Genomic DNA, 17575 nt, shown 5'->3' on the forward strand with positions numbered 1-17575 from the left:
CGGAAAAATACTGCGTTTTCCCATAGCAGTCTCCGTATTTTTCCTCCGCCAGACAGTTTTTTGCTACCTATCTGTAACAAATATAATATTCAATAAAATTTATTAACCTGACAACATTGGTAATCGATCTCCCAGCCTGTTACACTGCGGGAAATGAGGAAAAGTTATGCACACGAAAGTATGGAAAAAGAATGGAACCACTATCATAGACAAAGAGATTCAAGAGGCAGCAAATCTGTTAAAAGAAGGAGAGGTTGTCGCCTTTCCTACAGAAACGGTATACGGATTGGGCGCAGACGCGACGAACGAAGCAGCTGTCCGAAAAATATTTGAAGCAAAGGGACGCCCGCAGGATAATCCATTGATTGCCCATGTTGCGTCAGCGGAGCAGTTAAAAGAGCTTGTCACATATATTCCAGATTATGTGTATCCATTGATGGAGGCTTTTTCACCGGGCCCTTTAACATATATTTTACCAGCAAATGATTTCTGTGCGGAGAATGTAAAAGCGGGTTTATCCACAATCGGGGTGCGAATCCCGAGTCACCCTATTGCGCTTGCTTTATTACAGGCAGCAGGAAAACCTGTTGCGGCTCCCAGTGCAAATGTGTCCGGAAAACCCAGCCCGACTCAAGCGGCACATGTATATGAGGATTTAAACGGAAAAATCAGCGGACTGATTGATGGCGGGCAGACTGGTGTCGGATTGGAATCAACGGTCATTGACTGCACGGGAGAAATACCGGTTATTTTACGGCCCGGCGGAGTGACAAAGGAACAATTAGAGGCGGAAGCGGGCACTGTGATGATCGACCCTGGCCTTGTTACATCCTCCGCGGACCGTCCCAAAGCTCCTGGAATGAAATATAAACACTATGCACCAGAGGTTCCGCTTTATTTATTTGAAGGAAATCTTCAGGCTTTTAGTGCATTTGTGGATAAGGAAAAGCAGGCAGGGAACAGAATAGGCGTCCTGGCATCCAATCAAAGTGCTGAAATTTTTCCAGACGGCACAAAAGTGCATCTGCTTGGCGGGACGATAGAAGAAATCGCTTCTTCCTTATATGATGGATTGCGGTTCTTTAAGCATGCCAATGTGGATAAGATTGTTTGCGAGACATTTCCGGAGCAAGGAATTGGTCAAGCAGTCATGAATCGTCTGCGAAAGGCGGCAGATCAAATTATAAAAGAATAATCTTTTTAATAGTAGAGATATCCACATTGGTCGTCACGAATATTTCTGAAAACATTCATATAATCCTGTTTGGAAGCATAAAGTGTACAAGCATGCTTCAAAGGGGGACGTATGAATGTTTTTTTCTACCGAATTACTTTCACTGGCCTTGCTTGCCGTTGGTTTAAGTATGGACGCATTCTCTATCAGTTTGGGCTTAGGAATGAATAAAATGCGATTGAAACGGATTGCTATTATTGGCCTGGTAATCGGCAGTCTCCACATGCTTTTCCCGATGGCAGGCATGCTGCTTGGACATGCGTTATCAGAACAGGTCGGACAATGGGCAGCGCTGGCATCGGGAATCCTGCTGTTCTTTATCGGCGCCCATATGTTTTTCTCCGCCTTTCATACATCCGAGGAGTACAGATGGCAGCCGGTCGGCCTCGGATTGTGGATGCTTGCGTTCAGCGTCAGCCTCGATAGCTTTACAGTTGGGTTCAGCCTTGGTATTTCTGGCGTCACGATTATTTTTACGCTCCTTATTTTTGGGGCTGTAAGCTGTCTTTTTACATGGATTGGCTTATTATTAGGCAGACGGCTGCAGGGCTTCCTTGGGATATACAGTGAAATTTTTGGAGGGATTATTCTTTCATGCTTTGGGCTTTATATGTTATTCAGCTGAGCGTAAATGATGAATCGAAATAAAAAGTGCTGGCGGCCGAATTTTCAGAACGGGGATAGGGATAAAACGATATATTCCATATCAATCACAGATGAAAAAAGCACACGCCACCCTATTACAAAAAGGCTAAAACCCCGAATTGCACAGGTTTTAACCTTTTTAACACCTAGTTATGGCTTGATGGGACTAAATTATTCGACGTCTTCTTTTGGAAGCGCCCATATGGACACACTGCCTCCATTGACAGGGAAAACGGCAAAGCCATCTTCTTCAATGGAGATATGCTCGGTTCTTGTTCCGGTCAGGTCGACCCAGACTTCTCCTGCACGATCTTTTCCTGCATACATTCTTTTCTCGCCATCATCTCCGTTTGAGATAATGACGGCACAGCCTGATCGTTCTATTTCCGGGGAGCCGCGGCGAACCCAGCCAATCGTGCTAGGGTGATCGAAGTAGTCTTTCTGTTCACCGTACGCTTTATGATAGCGAGCATAGAGAAGCGGATCAATGGCTTCTTTTTTATCCTCGATTGGATTTTCTCCTCCAATCCCAAAATAATCACCGTAAAAAATGCATGGGTATCCGCCTTCCCGCAGTAAAATAAGGGCATAAGCACTTTGTTTAAACCAATCCTCGACCCAGGATTCAAGTGCTTCATCAGGCTGTGTATCATGGTTATCCACGAAGGTCACAGCATGATGCGGATAGGATTGAACCAGTGTATCGTCAAAAATGGCTGTCAAATCAAAATCGTTGCCGGCTTTAGAAGCTTCATGCAGCTTATCATGCAGCGCGACATCAAATAAATCGATATGGTAATCAACTTGTTCTAAAAATTGCTGGCATGCTTCCAAATCATGCTTCCAGAACTCGCCGACGAAATAAAATTCCTCGCCGTACGTTTGGGCAATCTCTTTTGCAAACACGTTAATAAAATCGTGATTAATGTGTTTCATTGCGTCTAAGCGAAAACCATTGCAATGTAGCGTATCTACTAGCCATTTGCCCCAGCGGATCATTTCTTCCCGGACTTCTGGATGATGGTAGTCGATATTCGCAAACATTAAATAATCGTAATTGCTGAATTCATCATCTACCGCTTCGTTCCATGTTTTATTATCGCCTACAATTCGGAATATACCTGTTCTGTCCTCCTTCGCGTCGTAGTCTGTCCCATTAAAATGCTCGAACCTCCATTTGAAAGAAGAATACGTGTCACCACGTCCAGGGAAGGTGAATTTTGTCCAACCTTCTATATCAAAGGGTTCTGAAATCTCTTTTGTTCTGTCATTCGAATCTACTTCAATCACTTGAAATACTTCTGTTTCATCTGCTCCGGCTTTATGATTCATCACGATATCCGTATACACATGGATATCTTCATCATGACACACTTTTATCGCCTCCTGCAGCTCTTTTTTTGTGCCGTATTTTGTAGCGGTGCTCCCTTTTTGATCAAATTCCCCCAAGTCGTATACATCATAGGGAGCGTAGCCATTATCTTCAGGTGACATGCCCTTTGTAACAGGCGGAATCCAAACAGCGTCGATGCCTCTGTTTTTTAATTCAGGAGCTGTTTCCTTCAGCCGGTTCCAATGGAGAGCGTCTGCTTCTACATGCCATTCGAAAAATTGAATCATAGTGTGATTTCGCTTCATATTATTTCTCCTCGTTTCTATTAATAAACCTATTAAAGAAAGGGTGTATCTTCCCTTTGTCCCAGCTGCGTAATTGTTCTTTTCATGCGAGCTGCTCATTTTTATAATTTATTTCTACCATACTAAGTAGTAGATACACCTTATGAAGAGAAACGAAACCTCATATCTCTTTTAAAGGGCAGTCTGCGTTTTTGATTTAATCATGATATGATGTAAAAAAGAATACGTTTGATAAATATTACCGTGATAAGAACAGGAGGATTCATCTTATGAATGTATTATTTGTATGTACGGGAAATACGTGTCGCAGTCCAATGGCAGAAGCCTTGTTGAAGCAGCGCGCACAATCAGATATACAGGTGAAATCTTGCGGAATCAGTGCGATGCCGGGAGCGCCGGCGAGCAGTCAGACAGAAGAGGTTCTGAGACAGGAAGGGATTGAAATCAATCATCAATCCGCCCCAATCAGCGCCGCATTGGTACAATGGGCCGATGTGATCCTGACTATGACCGCTTCCCATAAAGAAAGAATCTGGTCCGAATATCCCGAAGAAAGAAAAAAAACATATACACTTAAAGAATTTGCACTACATGCCGATATAAAAATATGGGAGCAAATAGAAAAAGCCTATGCGAATTTAGAAGAAAAAAGAAAGCGCTGCGTCAAGCAGTTTGATTCTAAAATGGATCCGATAGAACAGCGCCAGCGGCTGTATGAAATAGGTCAGGAAGAGATGGAAACAATTCGTGATTTAAAAAGACAGCTGACGCATTCTGATATTGCCGATCCTTTTGGCGGGCCAACAGCGCATTATTTGAAGACAAAACAAGAAATTGAAGCCTGTCTTGATCGTTGGCTGTCATCTTAAAAAGACAGCAATGAAGAAGGCAGTGGATGGCAGTCTGTGAAAACTCCGTGGAATCTTTGCAGTGAAAGGGAAAGCGAAAAAATTTGCTTTTTCTTGAAAGCGCTTGTGCCGGAGTTTTTGCATGTTTTGCTTGCTGTATTTTCATCAGATTTCCGCTGTACAGCATGCAAGTCTTATAACCGCAGCGATGAAAATTTTAATTGGGGGAGTGGAAGTTTAATGGGGAATAGGTATCGGTTTAGTCTTAGGTTAAAGCTGGTTGTGTTTACTACTTTTTTAGCGCTTATTACATACTCAACAAGCGCATTTTTTATTTATGTTGTATATGACTATGTGCAATCCCGGGTCAATATATCTCAGCAGGTTTTTGTTATCAGCACGCTGCTGGCCGGGGTGGTGTGGTCCGGGATTCTAGCTTTTTTTGCTGCGAGATGGATTACAAAGCCTTTGCAGAAACTGGAGAAAATTACAGGGGAAGCAGCCAAAGGAAATTTAGAGATGCGGGTGGAAATCCCGAAATCGGATGATGAAATCAAATCGTTATCTGTTGCGGTAAACAGTATGCTGCAGAGTTTAAATAAAATGGTAATAAATATTGACCAGCATTTTGAGGAAACAAATACAACCGTCCATCAATTGAAGGAAGCTTCGAATACGGCTACAAAGCATGCTGCTGCGATTGGTGATTCGATCAGCGAAATTTCAGATGGTGCCGAGAATTCATCACGTGCGACACAGGAGACGGTCGGATCGATTGAAATTGCAACAGAGCTTGCGAACGAAGTACAAAATAAAGCAGAGACCTCCAAAAAGCAGTCCCATGCTATGATTCATATGCTGGAGGAAGGCCAGAACATGGTGAAACAATTAGTTGCCGGAATCGAGCGTATTGCTGTAGAGCAGGAAGTTTCAATGGAAGATGTCAATCATTTGCGCCAAAGCACGATGGAAGTGGAAGGAATCATTACTTTAGTCGGTGAGATTGCAGAACAAACCAACTTACTGGCATTAAATGCCTCCATTGAGGCTGCACGGGCTGGGGAGCATGGAAAAGGCTTTGCGGTGGTTGCAGAGGAAGTGAGGAAGCTAGCCGACCAAAGCGGAAAGGCAGTGAACGATATTTCCGAGCTCCTGCTTTCCATCCAGACAGATGTGAAGCAATTAGCAGAAAAAATGAATACCAATGCGGCATCCGCGCGGAAAGAAGTCGGTCGTGGAGAGGACACGAATCGTACGATTACGGAAATGGGGACAACAGTTACAGAGACCGCCACGCAGGTCGATACGATTTATGAATTGGTGGAGCAGCAGCTGCAATCGATTCAAAATACAGCCAATCAATCGCAGGAAGTAGCAGCGATTGCCGAGGAAACATCTGCTGGTACACAGGAGGTCAATGCTGCGGTTCAAGAGCAGATTGGAACAATGGAACAAGTGGACCAATTAGCAAGCCAGATGGAGGAGCATGCCGGAAATCTAAGAGAACAGATTAAGCAATTTAATGTGAAGCAAGAAACGGATTCTGCCAGCGTGATATCCATGGAGCCTTCTGACAGCAGCAGGGGCGGTTTAGAGGAAAACAGGCATCAAGATGTATCGTAATTTTAAAAAAATCATGGTATGCTATAAATGATTCTATTATTTGCTGTTTTAAACGAAGACGCAGAAGGATGATAAGCAGTAAGGGTGTGTCATGATGATAACAAAAGACTTAGAACAAGTTATTGATCAATGGCTGGCGACAAACAGCCTGCAAAAAGACGAAATCGTTGTTATTGGCTGCTCTACAAGTGAGGTAGCCGGTCAGCCAATCGGGACAAGCGGGAGTACGGAAATTGCTAAAAGTATTTACGAGCAGATGACAAAGCTTCAGAAGCAAACTGGAGTCCATCTTGCATTTCAATGTTGTGAGCACTTAAACCGATCTCTTGTCGTAGATCAACAGACAGCTGTGCAGTATGGTCTGGAGGAAGTTGCTGTGGTGCCTGTTCCAGAAGCAGGTGGATCAATGGCGAGCTATGTCTATAGGCAACTGGAGCATCCTGTTGTTGTGGAGAATATTCGTGCCCATGCCGGGATAGATATTGGCGAAACCATGATAGGCATGCATTTGAAGCCAGTAGCGGTTCCCTTGAAATTGGAACAGCGTACGATTGGCCACGCCAGAGTCAGGGCAGCTCGGACCCGTCCGAAATTGATTGGCGGCCACCGGGCATATTACGGAGAAAACGCAGTGAGATAAGTCATTCTTTTTCGTTTGAACAACAAATAATAATAAATTTTTACCCTATATAGGAGGCTGTGCAGTAATGATGGAATATGTAAAACAAGCAGATAATGAAGTTTTTCAGGCGATGTTGCAAGAGAAGGAGCGTCAGCAAAATAAGATTGAGCTGATTGCTTCAGAAAACTTTGTATCCAAGGCGGTTATGGATGCAATGGGGTCCATACTTACGAATAAATATGCGGAAGGTTACCCGGATAAACGCTATTATGGCGGCTGTGAGTATGTTGATATTGTAGAGGACCTTGCCAGAGAACGTGCGAAGGAAATATTCGGCGCGGATCATGCCAATGTACAGCCTCATTCCGGTTCCCAAGCGAATATGGCCGTATATTTTACTTTTCTGGAGCCAGGAGATACCGTATTAGGAATGAATTTAAATCACGGCGGACATTTAACGCATGGAAGCCCGGTCAACTTCAGCGGCGGGTTGTACAACTTTGTTGACTATGGTGTGGATAAAGAGACAGAGCAGCTGGATTATGATGCTGTCCTGGAAAAAGCAAAAGAAGTCAAACCGAAACTGATTGTTGCTGGTGCAAGTGCGTATTCCCGAAGCATCGACTTTAAAAAGTTCAGAGAGATTGCAGATGCTGTCGGTGCTTATCTAATGGTGGATATGGCACATATCGCCGGATTGGTTGCGACAGGTCACCATGAAAATCCGGTTCCATATTCTGATTTTGTGACAACCACAACGCATAAAACATTACGCGGTCCACGCGGCGGAATGATTCTTTGTAAAGAAGAATATGCGAAGAAAATTGATAAAGCCATCTTCCCTGGAATCCAAGGCGGACCTTTAATGCATATTATTGCAGCAAAAGCGGTTTCGTTCAAAGAAGTATTATCCGATGATTTCAAAGCATATTCCGGAAATATCATTGAGAATGCAAAAGCACTTGGAGAAGCACTGCAAAAAGAAGGCATCCGTATTGTTTCAGGCGGAACAGACAATCATTTATTATTATTAGATGTTACGCCATTAAATCTGACAGGAAAAGTAGCAGAAAAAGCATTAGATGACGTGGGCGTAACTACAAATAAAAATACCATCCCTTTTGATACCGAAAGCCCATTTGTTACAAGCGGCGTACGTATTGGAACAGCAGCAGTAACCACACGCGGATTCGGAATCGAAGAAATGAACGAAATAGCAGCAATTATCTCACTTACCTTAAAAAATTACGAAGACGAAGAAAAACTAAACGAAGCAAAAGAACGCGTACAAGCATTAACAGAAAAGTTCCCGCTTTATAAATAAGATATCCCCACTGTGGATAAACTTTATACGTTTAAAGCAGGACAATAGAAATCCACAGAGTTAGGTGCTCTGTGGATTTCTATATTTATTTTTTTCTGTTGGTTAGTATAGAAATATTCTCTAAATTTAAAAGATGCATAAGGTGAATTATTAAATTATATACTTTTCTTTTATAATAGACGTGAATAATCTTTAGTCAGATATTATAACTAGCGGAAGAAATACACGGAGACTCCTGTGGGAAAGCGCGGAGGGAAGACCCCGCAGAAAAAAAGCGAACTTCTTTTTTTCGAGGAGGCTGAGCTCAAGCCCACGGAAAGCGGAGTGTATTTCTGGAGCGACAGCCAGGAAATCTTTTTTATTCCAAAGCATATCTATTATTTGATTTATAGTAAAACCAACTTGATTTCTTCAGGAATCAGCGAGATAATAAAAAACAAAATTATAATTTTTGCAATAAACTATTATTCATTCAGCAAAGAAAATTCACTTGAAAGCATACCTGATTTTCAGTACAATTTGAACGATATATAAATTTAAGGAGTGGTCACGTGAGTAATGTATTTGTATTTGATCATCCGTTAATTCAACATAAATTAACGTATATTCGCGATAAAAATACAGGAACAAAAGAATTTCGCGAGCTTGTAGACGAAGTAGCGATGTTAATGGCATTTGAAATTACAAGAGATTTACCAACATCTGATGTAGAAGTGGAAACACCAGTTACCACATCAAAATCAAAAGTATTAGCTGGTAAAAAACTTGGACTGGTGCCGATTCTTCGTGCAGGCTTAGGCATGGTTGACGGCGTACGCAAACTGATTCCGGCAGCAAAAGTTGGACATGTTGGTTTATATCGTGACCCAGAAACACTAAAACCGGTAGAATACTATGTTAAATTACCCAATGATATTAAAGAACGTGAACTGATTGTGATTGACCCGATGCTGGCAACAGGCGGTTCGGCAATTGATGCCATTGGTGCTTTGAAAAAACGCGGCGCGAAAAATATCCGCTTGATGTGTCTGGTAGCGGCACCAGAAGGCGTGAAGGCAGTACAAGAAGTACACCCGGATGTAGATATTTACTTAGCAGCACTAGATGAACGTCTGGATGACCATGGTTACATTGTTCCTGGCCTTGGAGATGCAGGAGATCGTCTATTCGGAACAAAATAAGAGAATGAAGAGCAGACTGGATATCATATCTAGTCTGCTTTTCATGTTAAAAAGAAGACTGGGGATAACACAGAATACCATAAAAGAACCGTGTGATAAATTTACCCCCGTTAAAAATTGTATAAAATGACCTTTATCCACGAAAACTACTCTACAAAGGTGGAGATGTTATGTGGAAAAAGGTGTTGTACTCTCTCGTAATCTGCTTGTTTTTGATGCAGCTGCAAACCATAACAGTGTATCATGCTGATAATCCTAAGCAGACTCTGATTATAGAAGTAGAGGGAGACCCGCATGAAGTAAAAGAAGAAATAGAAGCTTATCATCCATTTGTGGAGGTTGTAGCGGTATACGATATTGTTTTTGACGGACTTGCTGTCGAAGGAAAAGGAGAGCAGCTGGCAGAGCTTGGCTCCATTGAGCAGGTGAAGACATTCCACCAGGTGCAGACATACGAAACCCTGCCTCAACAGACAAATAGCGCCGATGTAACGGAAGAAATGGATTTCTCTGCACCAGAACCGCAAGATTTGAATACAACTCCTTTTACAGGGGACGGTGTTAAAGTAGGTGTGATTGATACAGGAATTGACTATAACCATAATGATTTACAAAAGAATTATCAAGGCGGCTATGATCTGGTTGATTTCGATGATGATCCAATGGAAACCACACCGGAGGAAGGGCAGCCAACTGCACACGGGACCCATGTAGCAGGAATCATTGCAGGCAATGGGGAGATAAATGGGGTAGCTCCAGACGCAGAGATTTACTCCTATCGTGCTCTTGGGCCAGGCGGTTCAGGCTCCTCTGTTCAAGTGCTGGCTGCTATAGAAAAAGCAATCGAGGATGAGATGGATATTATCAACCTGTCCTTGGGCAATGATGTCAATGTTCCGGATTACCCGACGAGTATGGCTGTAAACCGTGCCAGCGAGCTTGGCATGATTGTTGTTATTGCAAATGGAAACAGCGGACCGGATGCATGGACAGTCGGATCGCCGGCAACAGCAGACAAGTCTGTATCTGTGGGAGCATCCACAACACCCCAAAAAGAGCCTGTGCTTGCAGATACGTTTGAGGAAAAGGAAATTCCTTTAATCGAAGCAATCGGAGCTGAACCATGGGAGCTGGACCGCTCCTATGAGCTGGCGGATATGGACAATCTGGAGCAGGGAGAATCTCTACAAGGAAAAATAGCAGTTGCGAAACGAAAAGAGATTCCCTTTTTTGAATTGGCATTACAAGCAGAAAGTCTGGGTGCAGAAGCCTTGATTATTTATAATTCAGAACCTGGACCTTTGCAGGCATCGGTAGAGAATAACCGTCAGCCTGTAACAATTCCGGTTGCTTCTATCCAGCAAGAAGAAGGAGAATGGCTGCAGACGCAAATAAATCAAGGGAATTATTTTATAGATTCTATTCAAAAAGAATCGTTATTGACGATTGCACCCTTTAGTTCACGTGGGCCGGTGACTGTCCAATGGGCAATCAAGCCGGATATTTCTGCACCGGGAGCTGCCATATGGAGCACGGTTCCCGGAGGATATCAGGCAATGGACGGGACGAGTATGGCCGCTCCGCATGTGGCAGGAGCCTTTGCTGTTTTAAAGGAGGCGCATCCAGACTGGACGAATACACAGCTGATTGGCGCACTTAAAACAACAGCACAGCCTTTTGAAGAACAGGAAGTCCGGCTTAATGCTACTACGCAAGGGATGGGACTGATGCAGCTGGATGCGGCAGTAGATACCCCTGCCATTATTTCTGACCCGCAGCTGGAGTTTGGGAAGCTGAATCAGTATCAGGAATCATTTACAGAAACAGTTACTATTGAAAATAAAACAGAGAAAGAACAAACGTATTATTTTGAAACGCCGGAGCGAAAAGATGGTCTAGTATGGAGCATCCCGCAATCCTTTACAATCGAACCGGGAGAACAAGAGGAAGTAACGATAGAGCTGTCAATGAACCGGGAGCGTCTGGAAGAAGGAGTGCATGAAGGCTGGCTGACACTGAAAGAAGATGAAAGAAGCTATGCTTTGCCGTACATCATTGTCAATCAGGAGGCAGATCAGCCTAAAACGGCAGGCTTTGAATTCTACTTGGAACCGTTTGAAAATGCGGATTATAAGTATCAATTCTTTGTAACAGAACCTGTTAAAAGCCTGGATGTCAGTTTATATCACCCAGAGACATTATTGTTTGAACGGAAACTGCTGGAAGAAGCAAAACTGGAGGAAGGGCGTCATGAGGGAGTTATCAGCAAAGAAGAAGCAGGAGCACCTGGTTATTACCTGGCATTAATCACAGCAGAGCTTGAAGACGGTGAGTTTGAGCAGGTGGAAACGATGGTTTTTATAGAAGATGTTCAAAATGTCCCTCAGTAATAAGCTGCGGGCAAGGATTTCTGTAAAACACAGCACGCAAGAAGTACGGATAGGCTTTTTTCGGCGGGATGTGGGTTGCAATTACCAATGTTGTCAGGTTAATGAATTTTATTAAATATTATACAGATAGTACTCAAACCTATCTAGCGGAGGAAAAACACGGAGACTCCTATGGGAAAGCGTAGGGTGAAGACCCCGCAGAAAAAAAGTGTACTTCTTTTTTTCGAGGAGGCTGAGCACAAGCCCATGGAAAGCGTAGTGTTTTTCCGCAGCGGTCGCATTAACCTGCAATTACTCGTCCCATCGAAAAACGTCGCAGCGGACATCTCTTTGGCAAGAACACCGAGGTTGTAAAGACCTATTGGTGTTCTTGGTCTTTCTGAACATCCATGTATGATAATAAAATGTATTATTTTATCTCAGCTAAAATAAGATGATAAAATCTCTGATTTCTACCTTTTTTATCTAGTAAAAAAAAGCTTGTTCACAAAAATGTCAAATTGATTGGAAGTATTTGTGTGGAAGAGACCTTGTAAAACATTTCACAAACCCTTATACTATAGGAATACGCTTGATTTGAAGGGTTTTATGACGGTTTTAAAAATACCCAGTATATTGCTTGGTACACGTTGACAACTCTTACAGGCGTATTGTAAACTTACTTAGTGTGGAGAAAAGGAGAGAGCGGTAAAAGCCCATTAAAAATCGATGCTTTCTGAAAAATATGCGAAATGCATTTCTCTGCCTTCTATACATAGATGCAAATAGTATGTAACACCTCCGCATCTAAGACTACAAGTAGTATTACCCAGCAAGAAGTTCCCCAACTTGATTGAAAACGGATGCAAATCTATTTTCCTAACACAAGTATCTAAGTTGACGGGCATTAGGAGTGAAATAGCATTGATGTCTAATTTTGATAATATGATTATCCGTCAGCGGAAGTGGATGCTTTACTGGTTAGCAATTTTAGTTCTTTGCGCTGGATTCCTACCCTATACCCGAATTTTACTCGGTCTAATCTTAGGTAGTAGTGTTAGTCTTTATAACTTGTGGTTACTGCAATACAAGTCCAATCAACTTGGCGAAACAATTGCAGCAGGCAGGAAGGCTAGAAGCGGTTTAGGTACATTCTCCAGGATGACAGCCGCCATTTTAGCTGTTGTCATCGCGATGCGATTTGAAGCGTATTTCCATTTATATGCTGTAATCTTTGGAATTGTATCTTCTTATGTGATTATGGCGCTGGATTTTATTTTCTATCAGATTATCGTATACAAACGAGGAGAAGATAGACCACTCTAGTATTCCATTTTTACTTACAAATAGTTTTAGTAAAGGGGTGATAATTTTGGATCACGAAAGTCCGATAGTACATGATGTCTTTGGGATACCAGGTGCGGATTTAAACCTTGCCAATCTTTTAATGACTGTTATTGTATCACTCATTGTGTTTGTTTTTTGTGTGTGGGGAAGCAAAAAACTGCAGATGAAGCCTACAGGCATACAGAACTTTATGGAATGGGCAGTAGAGTTTGTCAAAGGCATTATAAAAGACAATATGGATTGGAAAACAGGGAGACTATTTCTTCCGCTTGGTTTAACGCTTATTTTTTATATCTTAGTAAGTAACCTTGTGGGTGTAGCAACTGTGGGCGTGGTTGGACATGACTTATGGTGGAAATCTCCAACTGCAGATCCAGTGATGACATTGACACTATCTGTAATGGTTATTTTATTAACGCATTACTATGGTATAAAAATCCGGGGCACCAAGGCATACTTAAAAACATTCGTAAGTCCCGTGCCGCTTATGTTGCCATTTAAAATTGTTGAAGAATTCACAAATACTTTAACATTAGGTCTTCGTTTATTCGGTAACATTTATGCAGGTGAAATCTTATTAGGTCTACTTATTGGACTGGCAACATCATCTGTATTCGGATTTTTCGGAGCAGCGATCCCGACACTTGCGTGGATGGGCTTCAAACTCTTTATCGGTACAATTCAAGTTTATGTATTTGTTATGTTAACAATGGTGTACATGTCTCATAAAGTGAGCGAGGACCATTAAATAAAACTATTATATTTTTTTACACATAAAAAGGAGGAAATTATTCATGGGAGCTTTAGCAGCAGCAATCGCAATTGGACTGGCAGCATTAGGTGCTGGTCTTGGTAACGGTATGATCGTAAGTAAAACAGTAGAGGGAATCGCTCGTCAGCCAGAACTAAGAGGACCGCTTCAAGGAACAATGTTTATCGGGGTAGCACTTGTTGAGGCGATTCCGATCATCGCAGCAGTTATCGCATTTATGGTAATTGGCGGCTAATTTTTCAGAAATATAATGGCGAAGTTTATCTCAGGGAGAATCTTCGCCATTCCTTTATGCAACAGTGTTCATTCTAAAAGGTATACGACGTTTCGTATGTAATAAATGAAATAGAGCAGGCAGCCCGGCTGAGCAGCAGCGGTATGCGCTCTATTTTAGAACAAGGTCTTAGCGAAAGGAGTGGAATTCGTGCATTCATATACTGATTTATTGATAGTTGGAGCCCAAATCGGCGGCTTGCAATGGGTAGACATGCTCGTTCAGCTATTTTTCTTCCTTGTACTTCTGGCATTATTGAAAAAGTTCGCCTGGGGTCCATTGATGAATATGATGGAAAAGCGTGAGCAATACGTAGCGAATGAAATCGAAGAAGCTGAAAAAAGCAGAGCTGATGCAGAAAAAGCTTCTAAAGAAGCAGCTGAGCAGCTTAATCAAGTGAGAGCGGAAGCTCAAAAAATGATTGAAGATGCAAAAGCAGCAGGCAGCAAGCAAGAAGAACAGATTATTGCAGCTGCGAAGAAAGAAGCAGAGCGTCTGAAAGAAGCTGCCCAGGCAGATATCCAAAACGAGAAAGAAAGAGCTATCCAAGCGCTGCAGGATAAAGTGGCGTCTCTATCTGTATTAATTGCCAGCAAAGTGATTGAGAAAGAATTAACGGAGCAGGATCAAGAGAAATTAATCAACGAATACATTAAAGAGGTAGGAGAAGAGCGATGAGTAATGTAGTAGTTGCTAAACGATACGCAGATGCTCTTTTCAGACTTGGAGTAGAACAGCAAAAATTAGAACAGCTTACAGCAGACTTTAAAGTCGTGCAGCCTGTTTTTAAGAATGATAAAAAATTAGCTAAATTCCTGACGCATCCAAAGATTGATAATGCAAAAAAGAAACAGCTGGTAGTTGAAGGTTTTCAAGGGGTGGACCCGATTGTATTGAATACACTTCAATTATTGGTGGATCGCCATCGAATATCGATCATTCCAACCATTATCGATGAATTCATTTCTTTAGTAAATGATGCAAAAGGAATGGCAGATGCTACAGTTTATTCGACAAGAAATTTAACGGATGATGAAAAGAGTCATTTAGCACGCTCTTTTGCTGTCCGATTAGGAAAAAGTGCAGTTCAACTTAACAATATCGTCGATCCGTCGATTTTAGGCGGAATCAAAATCAGAGTTGGAAATACGATTTATGACGGTACGGTAAAAGGGAAGCTAAATCGAATCTCCCGTAGTATTGTATCTGCTAATAAATGATGATAGGGGTGAAATGGTATGAGCATTAATGCTGAAGAAATCAGTACGCTGATAAAAAAGCAAATTGAAAATTTTGATTCAGACATAGAAGTTACTGATGTAGGAACAGTTATTGAAATCGGGGACGGGATTGCACGTGCACACGGACTTGATAATGCAATGGCTGGAGAGCTGCTTGAATTCTCTAATGGAGTAATGGGCCTGGCTCAGAACTTAGAGGAAAGCAATGTAGGTATCGTTATTCTTGGACCTTACGAGGAAATCAAAGAAGGTGACGAAGTTCGTCGTACAGGCCGTATCATGCAAGTACCGGCTGGAGAGGAACTTTTAGGCCGCGTGGTGAACCCGTTAGGTCAGCCAATCGATGGACAAGGCGCAATCGAAACGTCAAAAATGCGTCCAATCGAAGCACAGGCACCAGGTGTAATGGATCGTAAATCCGTTGATGAGCCATTACAAACAGGTATAAAAGCGATTGACGCGCTTGTACCAATCGGACGCGGACAGCGTGAGTTGATCATCGGTGACCGTCAGACTGGTAAAACAACGGTAGCAGTAGATACAATTTTGAACCAGGCAGATCAGGATATGATTTGTATCTATGTTGCCATCGGTCAAAAAGAATCCACTGTCCGTTCGACAGTAGAAACATTCCGTAAACATGGTGCATTAGATTACACAATCGTTGTATCTGCAGGTGCATCTGACCCGGCTCCATTATTATACTTATCACCATATGCTGGTGTAGCGATGGGGGAAGAGTTCATGTATAACGGCAAACACGTGCTTGTTGTTTATGATGATTTATCAAAACAGGCAGTTGCTTACCGTGAACTTTCTCTGTTACTTCGTCGTCCGCCAGGCCGTGAAGCATTCCCGGGGGATGTATTCTATCTGCATTCACGCTTATTAGAACGTGCAGCTAAACTAAGTGACGCAAAAGGCGGCGGTTCGTTAACAGCACTACCTTTTGTTGAAACACAAGCAGGAGATATCTCTGCGTATATCCCTACCAACGTTATCTCGATTACAGATGGTCAGATTTTCTTACAATCCGACTTATTCTTCTCAGGGGTACGTCCGGCGATTAACCCTGGTTTATCTGTATCCCGTGTAGGTGGATCCGCACAAATCAAAGCGATGAAAAAAGTTGCTGGTACGCTTCGTCTTGACCTGGCATCATTCCGTGAGCTGGAAGCATTCTCGCAATTCGGTTCTGATCTTGACAAAGCAACACAAGCGAAACTTAACCGCGGTCAACGTACAGTGGAAGTATTGAAGCAGGGTCTTCATAAACCAATGGGCGTTGAAAAACAGGTTGCGATTATCTATGCCTTAACAAGAGGTTTCTTAGATGATATTCCTGTGGAAGATATTCAGCGTTTTGAAGAAGAAATGAATATTTGGATCGAGCATAACCAAAATGATATTTTCACAACAATTCGCGAAACTGGTGCTCTTCCAGATGATAAAGAATTCAGCGGAGCAATTGAAAGCTTCAAAAATACATTCTTGCCATCTAATCAATAAGATGTCTGCGATAAAAGTAAAAGGACTGAATAGCGAATAACTTCGGTCCGCATTCCTTATAGGAAAGTGTGGTGAAAAGCTTGGCATCACTGAGAGATTTAAAAGGAAGAATTGACTCAACGAAGAAAACAAAACAAATCACAGGGGCAATGGAGCTTGTATCGGCATCTAAAATGTCTAAGGCAGAACAAAATGCCCGCGGATTTGTTCCATACGCAGAGAAGCTGCAGGAAGTAGTTAGCAGTATTGCAAATTCCAATACAGACTTACAGCATCCGATGCTTACGAAGCGGGAAGTGAAGAAAACAGGCTATCTGATCATCACTTCTGACCGTGGTTTAGTTGGAGCGTATAATAGTCATATTTTAAAAAACCTTATAAATAAAATTGAACAGAATCATTCCTCAAAAGATGAATATACCCTTATTGTGATTGGGAGAAAAGGATATGACTTTTGCCGTAAACGCGGACTTCCAGTTGCCCAGAGTATATTAGGAATGTCAGACCATCCTTCATTTGCAGATGTGAAAGACCTTGCTTCTGAAGCTGTGCAAATGTATGCTGATGAGGAAATTGATGAACTTCATATTATTTATAATCATTATGTAAGTGCGATTTCTCAAGTAGTCACAAATAAACAGCTTCTGCCGATTGAAAATATAGAAGAACAAAGCGCTTCTGCCTCTGATTATGAATTTGATCCGAATCAGGAGGAGATTCTGGAAGTACTTTTACCTCAATATGCAGAGAGCTTGATTTTTGGCGCATTACTTGACGGAAAAGCAAGTGAGCATGCTGCAAGTATGACAGCAATGCGCAGTGCAACAGATAATGCAAATGAATTGATTGGTGATTTAGAACTTTCATATAACCGTGCACGTCAAGCAGCGATTACCCAAGAGATTACCGAAATCGTCGGTGGTGTAGCAGCGCTTGAATAGGCACGCA

17 protein-coding genes are annotated in these 17575 nt (G+C 42.2%); 16 read left to right on the forward strand and 1 reads right to left on the reverse strand.

Annotated features, from left to right (window positions below):
* The first annotated feature begins 166 nt into the window (after window positions 1–166).
* Both ACFO3P_RS03785 and ACFO3P_RS03790 read left to right on the forward strand, forming a co-directional pair.
* A complete protein-coding gene (locus ACFO3P_RS03785; RefSeq protein WP_042529484.1) occupies window positions 167–1195 on the forward strand; it encodes an L-threonylcarbamoyladenylate synthase in 1029 nt (342 codons plus the stop codon).
* Between the two features lie 115 nt (window positions 1196–1310).
* Window positions 1311–1859: a manganese efflux pump MntP gene (locus tag ACFO3P_RS03790; protein ID WP_042529486.1), complete on the forward strand. Its 549-nt coding sequence runs from the start codon at window positions 1311–1313 to the stop codon at window positions 1857–1859.
* Between the two features lie 191 nt (window positions 1860–2050).
* On the opposite strand, the gene ACFO3P_RS03795 is transcribed toward ACFO3P_RS03790, so the two are convergent.
* Complete coding sequence (locus ACFO3P_RS03795) at window positions 2051–3517, reverse strand: alpha-amylase (RefSeq protein ID WP_193064707.1); 1467 nt, start codon at window positions 3515–3517, stop codon at window positions 2051–2053.
* Between the two features lie 269 nt (window positions 3518–3786).
* On the opposite strand from ACFO3P_RS03795, the gene ACFO3P_RS03800 reads away from it, so the two are divergent.
* The 14 genes from ACFO3P_RS03800 to atpG all read left to right on the forward strand — a co-directional run bounded on the left by ACFO3P_RS03800 (window position 3787) and on the right by atpG (window position 17568).
* A complete protein-coding gene (locus ACFO3P_RS03800; protein ID WP_193064706.1) occupies window positions 3787–4386 on the forward strand; it encodes a low molecular weight protein arginine phosphatase in 600 nt (199 codons plus the stop codon).
* A gap of 219 nt (window positions 4387–4605) precedes the next feature.
* The gene (locus ACFO3P_RS03805) at window positions 4606–5988 is read left to right on the forward strand and encodes a methyl-accepting chemotaxis protein (RefSeq protein ID WP_193064705.1); all 1383 of its coding nucleotides are present in this window, start codon (window positions 4606–4608) and stop codon (window positions 5986–5988) included.
* A gap of 91 nt (window positions 5989–6079) precedes the next feature.
* Entirely contained in the window at window positions 6080–6628 is a 549-nt protein-coding gene (locus tag ACFO3P_RS03810) for a TIGR01440 family protein (RefSeq protein ID WP_193064704.1), read from the forward strand.
* A 70-nt stretch (window positions 6629–6698) separates the two neighbouring features.
* Window positions 6699–7934 carry a serine hydroxymethyltransferase gene (locus ACFO3P_RS03815; protein WP_193064737.1) on the forward strand — a complete coding sequence of 412 codons (1236 nt, stop codon included), beginning with the start codon at window positions 6699–6701 and terminating at the stop codon, window positions 7932–7934.
* Between the two features lie 237 nt (window positions 7935–8171).
* Window positions 8172–8468, forward strand: coding sequence for a hypothetical protein (locus ACFO3P_RS03820; RefSeq protein ID WP_193064703.1), 297 nt, complete (start codon window positions 8172–8174; stop codon window positions 8466–8468).
* A gap of 17 nt (window positions 8469–8485) precedes the next feature.
* Window positions 8486–9115 carry a uracil phosphoribosyltransferase gene (upp, locus tag ACFO3P_RS03825; RefSeq protein ID WP_042529494.1) on the forward strand — a complete coding sequence of 210 codons (630 nt, stop codon included), beginning with the start codon at window positions 8486–8488 and terminating at the stop codon, window positions 9113–9115.
* Between the two features lie 170 nt (window positions 9116–9285).
* Entirely contained in the window at window positions 9286–11505 is a 2220-nt protein-coding gene (locus tag ACFO3P_RS03830) for a S8 family serine peptidase (RefSeq protein WP_289585506.1), read from the forward strand.
* A 906-nt stretch (window positions 11506–12411) separates the two neighbouring features.
* Window positions 12412–12810, forward strand: coding sequence for an ATP synthase subunit I (locus tag ACFO3P_RS03835; protein WP_042529500.1), 399 nt, complete (start codon window positions 12412–12414; stop codon window positions 12808–12810).
* Window positions 12811–12856: 46 nt separating this feature from the next.
* Window positions 12857–13579 carry a F0F1 ATP synthase subunit A gene (gene atpB, locus ACFO3P_RS03840; protein WP_042529502.1) on the forward strand — a complete coding sequence of 241 codons (723 nt, stop codon included), beginning with the start codon at window positions 12857–12859 and terminating at the stop codon, window positions 13577–13579.
* Window positions 13580–13625: 46 nt separating this feature from the next.
* A complete protein-coding gene (atpE, locus tag ACFO3P_RS03845; RefSeq protein WP_040978261.1) occupies window positions 13626–13838 on the forward strand; it encodes a F0F1 ATP synthase subunit C in 213 nt (70 codons plus the stop codon).
* Window positions 13839–14027: 189 nt separating this feature from the next.
* On the forward strand, window positions 14028–14555 hold the full coding sequence (locus ACFO3P_RS03850; protein ID WP_042529504.1) for a F0F1 ATP synthase subunit B: 528 nt from the start codon (window positions 14028–14030) through the stop codon (window positions 14553–14555).
* Window positions 14552–15097 carry a F0F1 ATP synthase subunit delta gene (locus ACFO3P_RS03855; RefSeq protein WP_042529506.1) on the forward strand — a complete coding sequence of 182 codons (546 nt, stop codon included), beginning with the start codon at window positions 14552–14554 and terminating at the stop codon, window positions 15095–15097. The genes ACFO3P_RS03850 and ACFO3P_RS03855 overlap by 4 nt, the downstream gene beginning before the upstream one ends.
* Window positions 15098–15115: 18 nt before the next feature.
* Window positions 15116–16627 (forward strand): F0F1 ATP synthase subunit alpha, encoded by a 1512-nt coding sequence (gene atpA, locus ACFO3P_RS03860; RefSeq protein WP_042529508.1) that lies wholly within the window; start codon window positions 15116–15118, stop codon window positions 16625–16627.
* 80 nt (window positions 16628–16707) lie between these two features.
* A complete protein-coding gene (atpG, locus tag ACFO3P_RS03865) occupies window positions 16708–17568 on the forward strand; it encodes an ATP synthase F1 subunit gamma (protein ID WP_042535684.1) in 861 nt (286 codons plus the stop codon).
* Window positions 17569–17575: the final 7 nt, after the last annotated feature.

The sequence above is a fragment of the Oceanobacillus aidingensis genome, from assembly GCF_042654105.1.
GTDB lineage: Bacteria > Bacillota > Bacilli > Bacillales > Amphibacillaceae > Oceanobacillus > Oceanobacillus oncorhynchi.

What these genes read in the sequence shown, in the direction of transcription:
- ACFO3P_RS03785 (WP_042529484.1), top strand. Translation starts at nt 167, where the DNA reads ATGCACACGAAAGTATGGAAAAAGAATGGAACCACTATCATAGACAAA.
- ACFO3P_RS03790 (WP_042529486.1), top strand. Translation starts at nt 1,311, where the DNA reads ATGTTTTTTTCTACCGAATTACTTTCACTGGCCTTGCTTGCCGTTGGT.
- ACFO3P_RS03795 (WP_193064707.1), bottom strand. Translation starts at nt 3,517, where the DNA reads ATGAAGCGAAATCACACTATGATTCAATTTTTCGAATGGCATGTAGAA.
- ACFO3P_RS03800 (WP_193064706.1), top strand. Translation starts at nt 3,787, where the DNA reads ATGAATGTATTATTTGTATGTACGGGAAATACGTGTCGCAGTCCAATG.
- ACFO3P_RS03805 (WP_193064705.1), top strand. Translation starts at nt 4,606, where the DNA reads ATGGGGAATAGGTATCGGTTTAGTCTTAGGTTAAAGCTGGTTGTGTTT.
- ACFO3P_RS03810 (WP_193064704.1), top strand. Translation starts at nt 6,080, where the DNA reads ATGATGATAACAAAAGACTTAGAACAAGTTATTGATCAATGGCTGGCG.
- ACFO3P_RS03815 (WP_193064737.1), top strand. Translation starts at nt 6,699, where the DNA reads ATGGAATATGTAAAACAAGCAGATAATGAAGTTTTTCAGGCGATGTTG.
- ACFO3P_RS03830 (WP_289585506.1), top strand. Translation starts at nt 9,286, where the DNA reads ATGTGGAAAAAGGTGTTGTACTCTCTCGTAATCTGCTTGTTTTTGATG.
- ACFO3P_RS03835 (WP_042529500.1), top strand. Translation starts at nt 12,412, where the DNA reads ATGTCTAATTTTGATAATATGATTATCCGTCAGCGGAAGTGGATGCTT.
- atpE (WP_040978261.1), top strand. Translation starts at nt 13,626, where the DNA reads ATGGGAGCTTTAGCAGCAGCAATCGCAATTGGACTGGCAGCATTAGGT.
- ACFO3P_RS03855 (WP_042529506.1), top strand. Translation starts at nt 14,552, where the DNA reads ATGAGTAATGTAGTAGTTGCTAAACGATACGCAGATGCTCTTTTCAGA.
- atpA (WP_042529508.1), top strand. Translation starts at nt 15,116, where the DNA reads ATGAGCATTAATGCTGAAGAAATCAGTACGCTGATAAAAAAGCAAATT.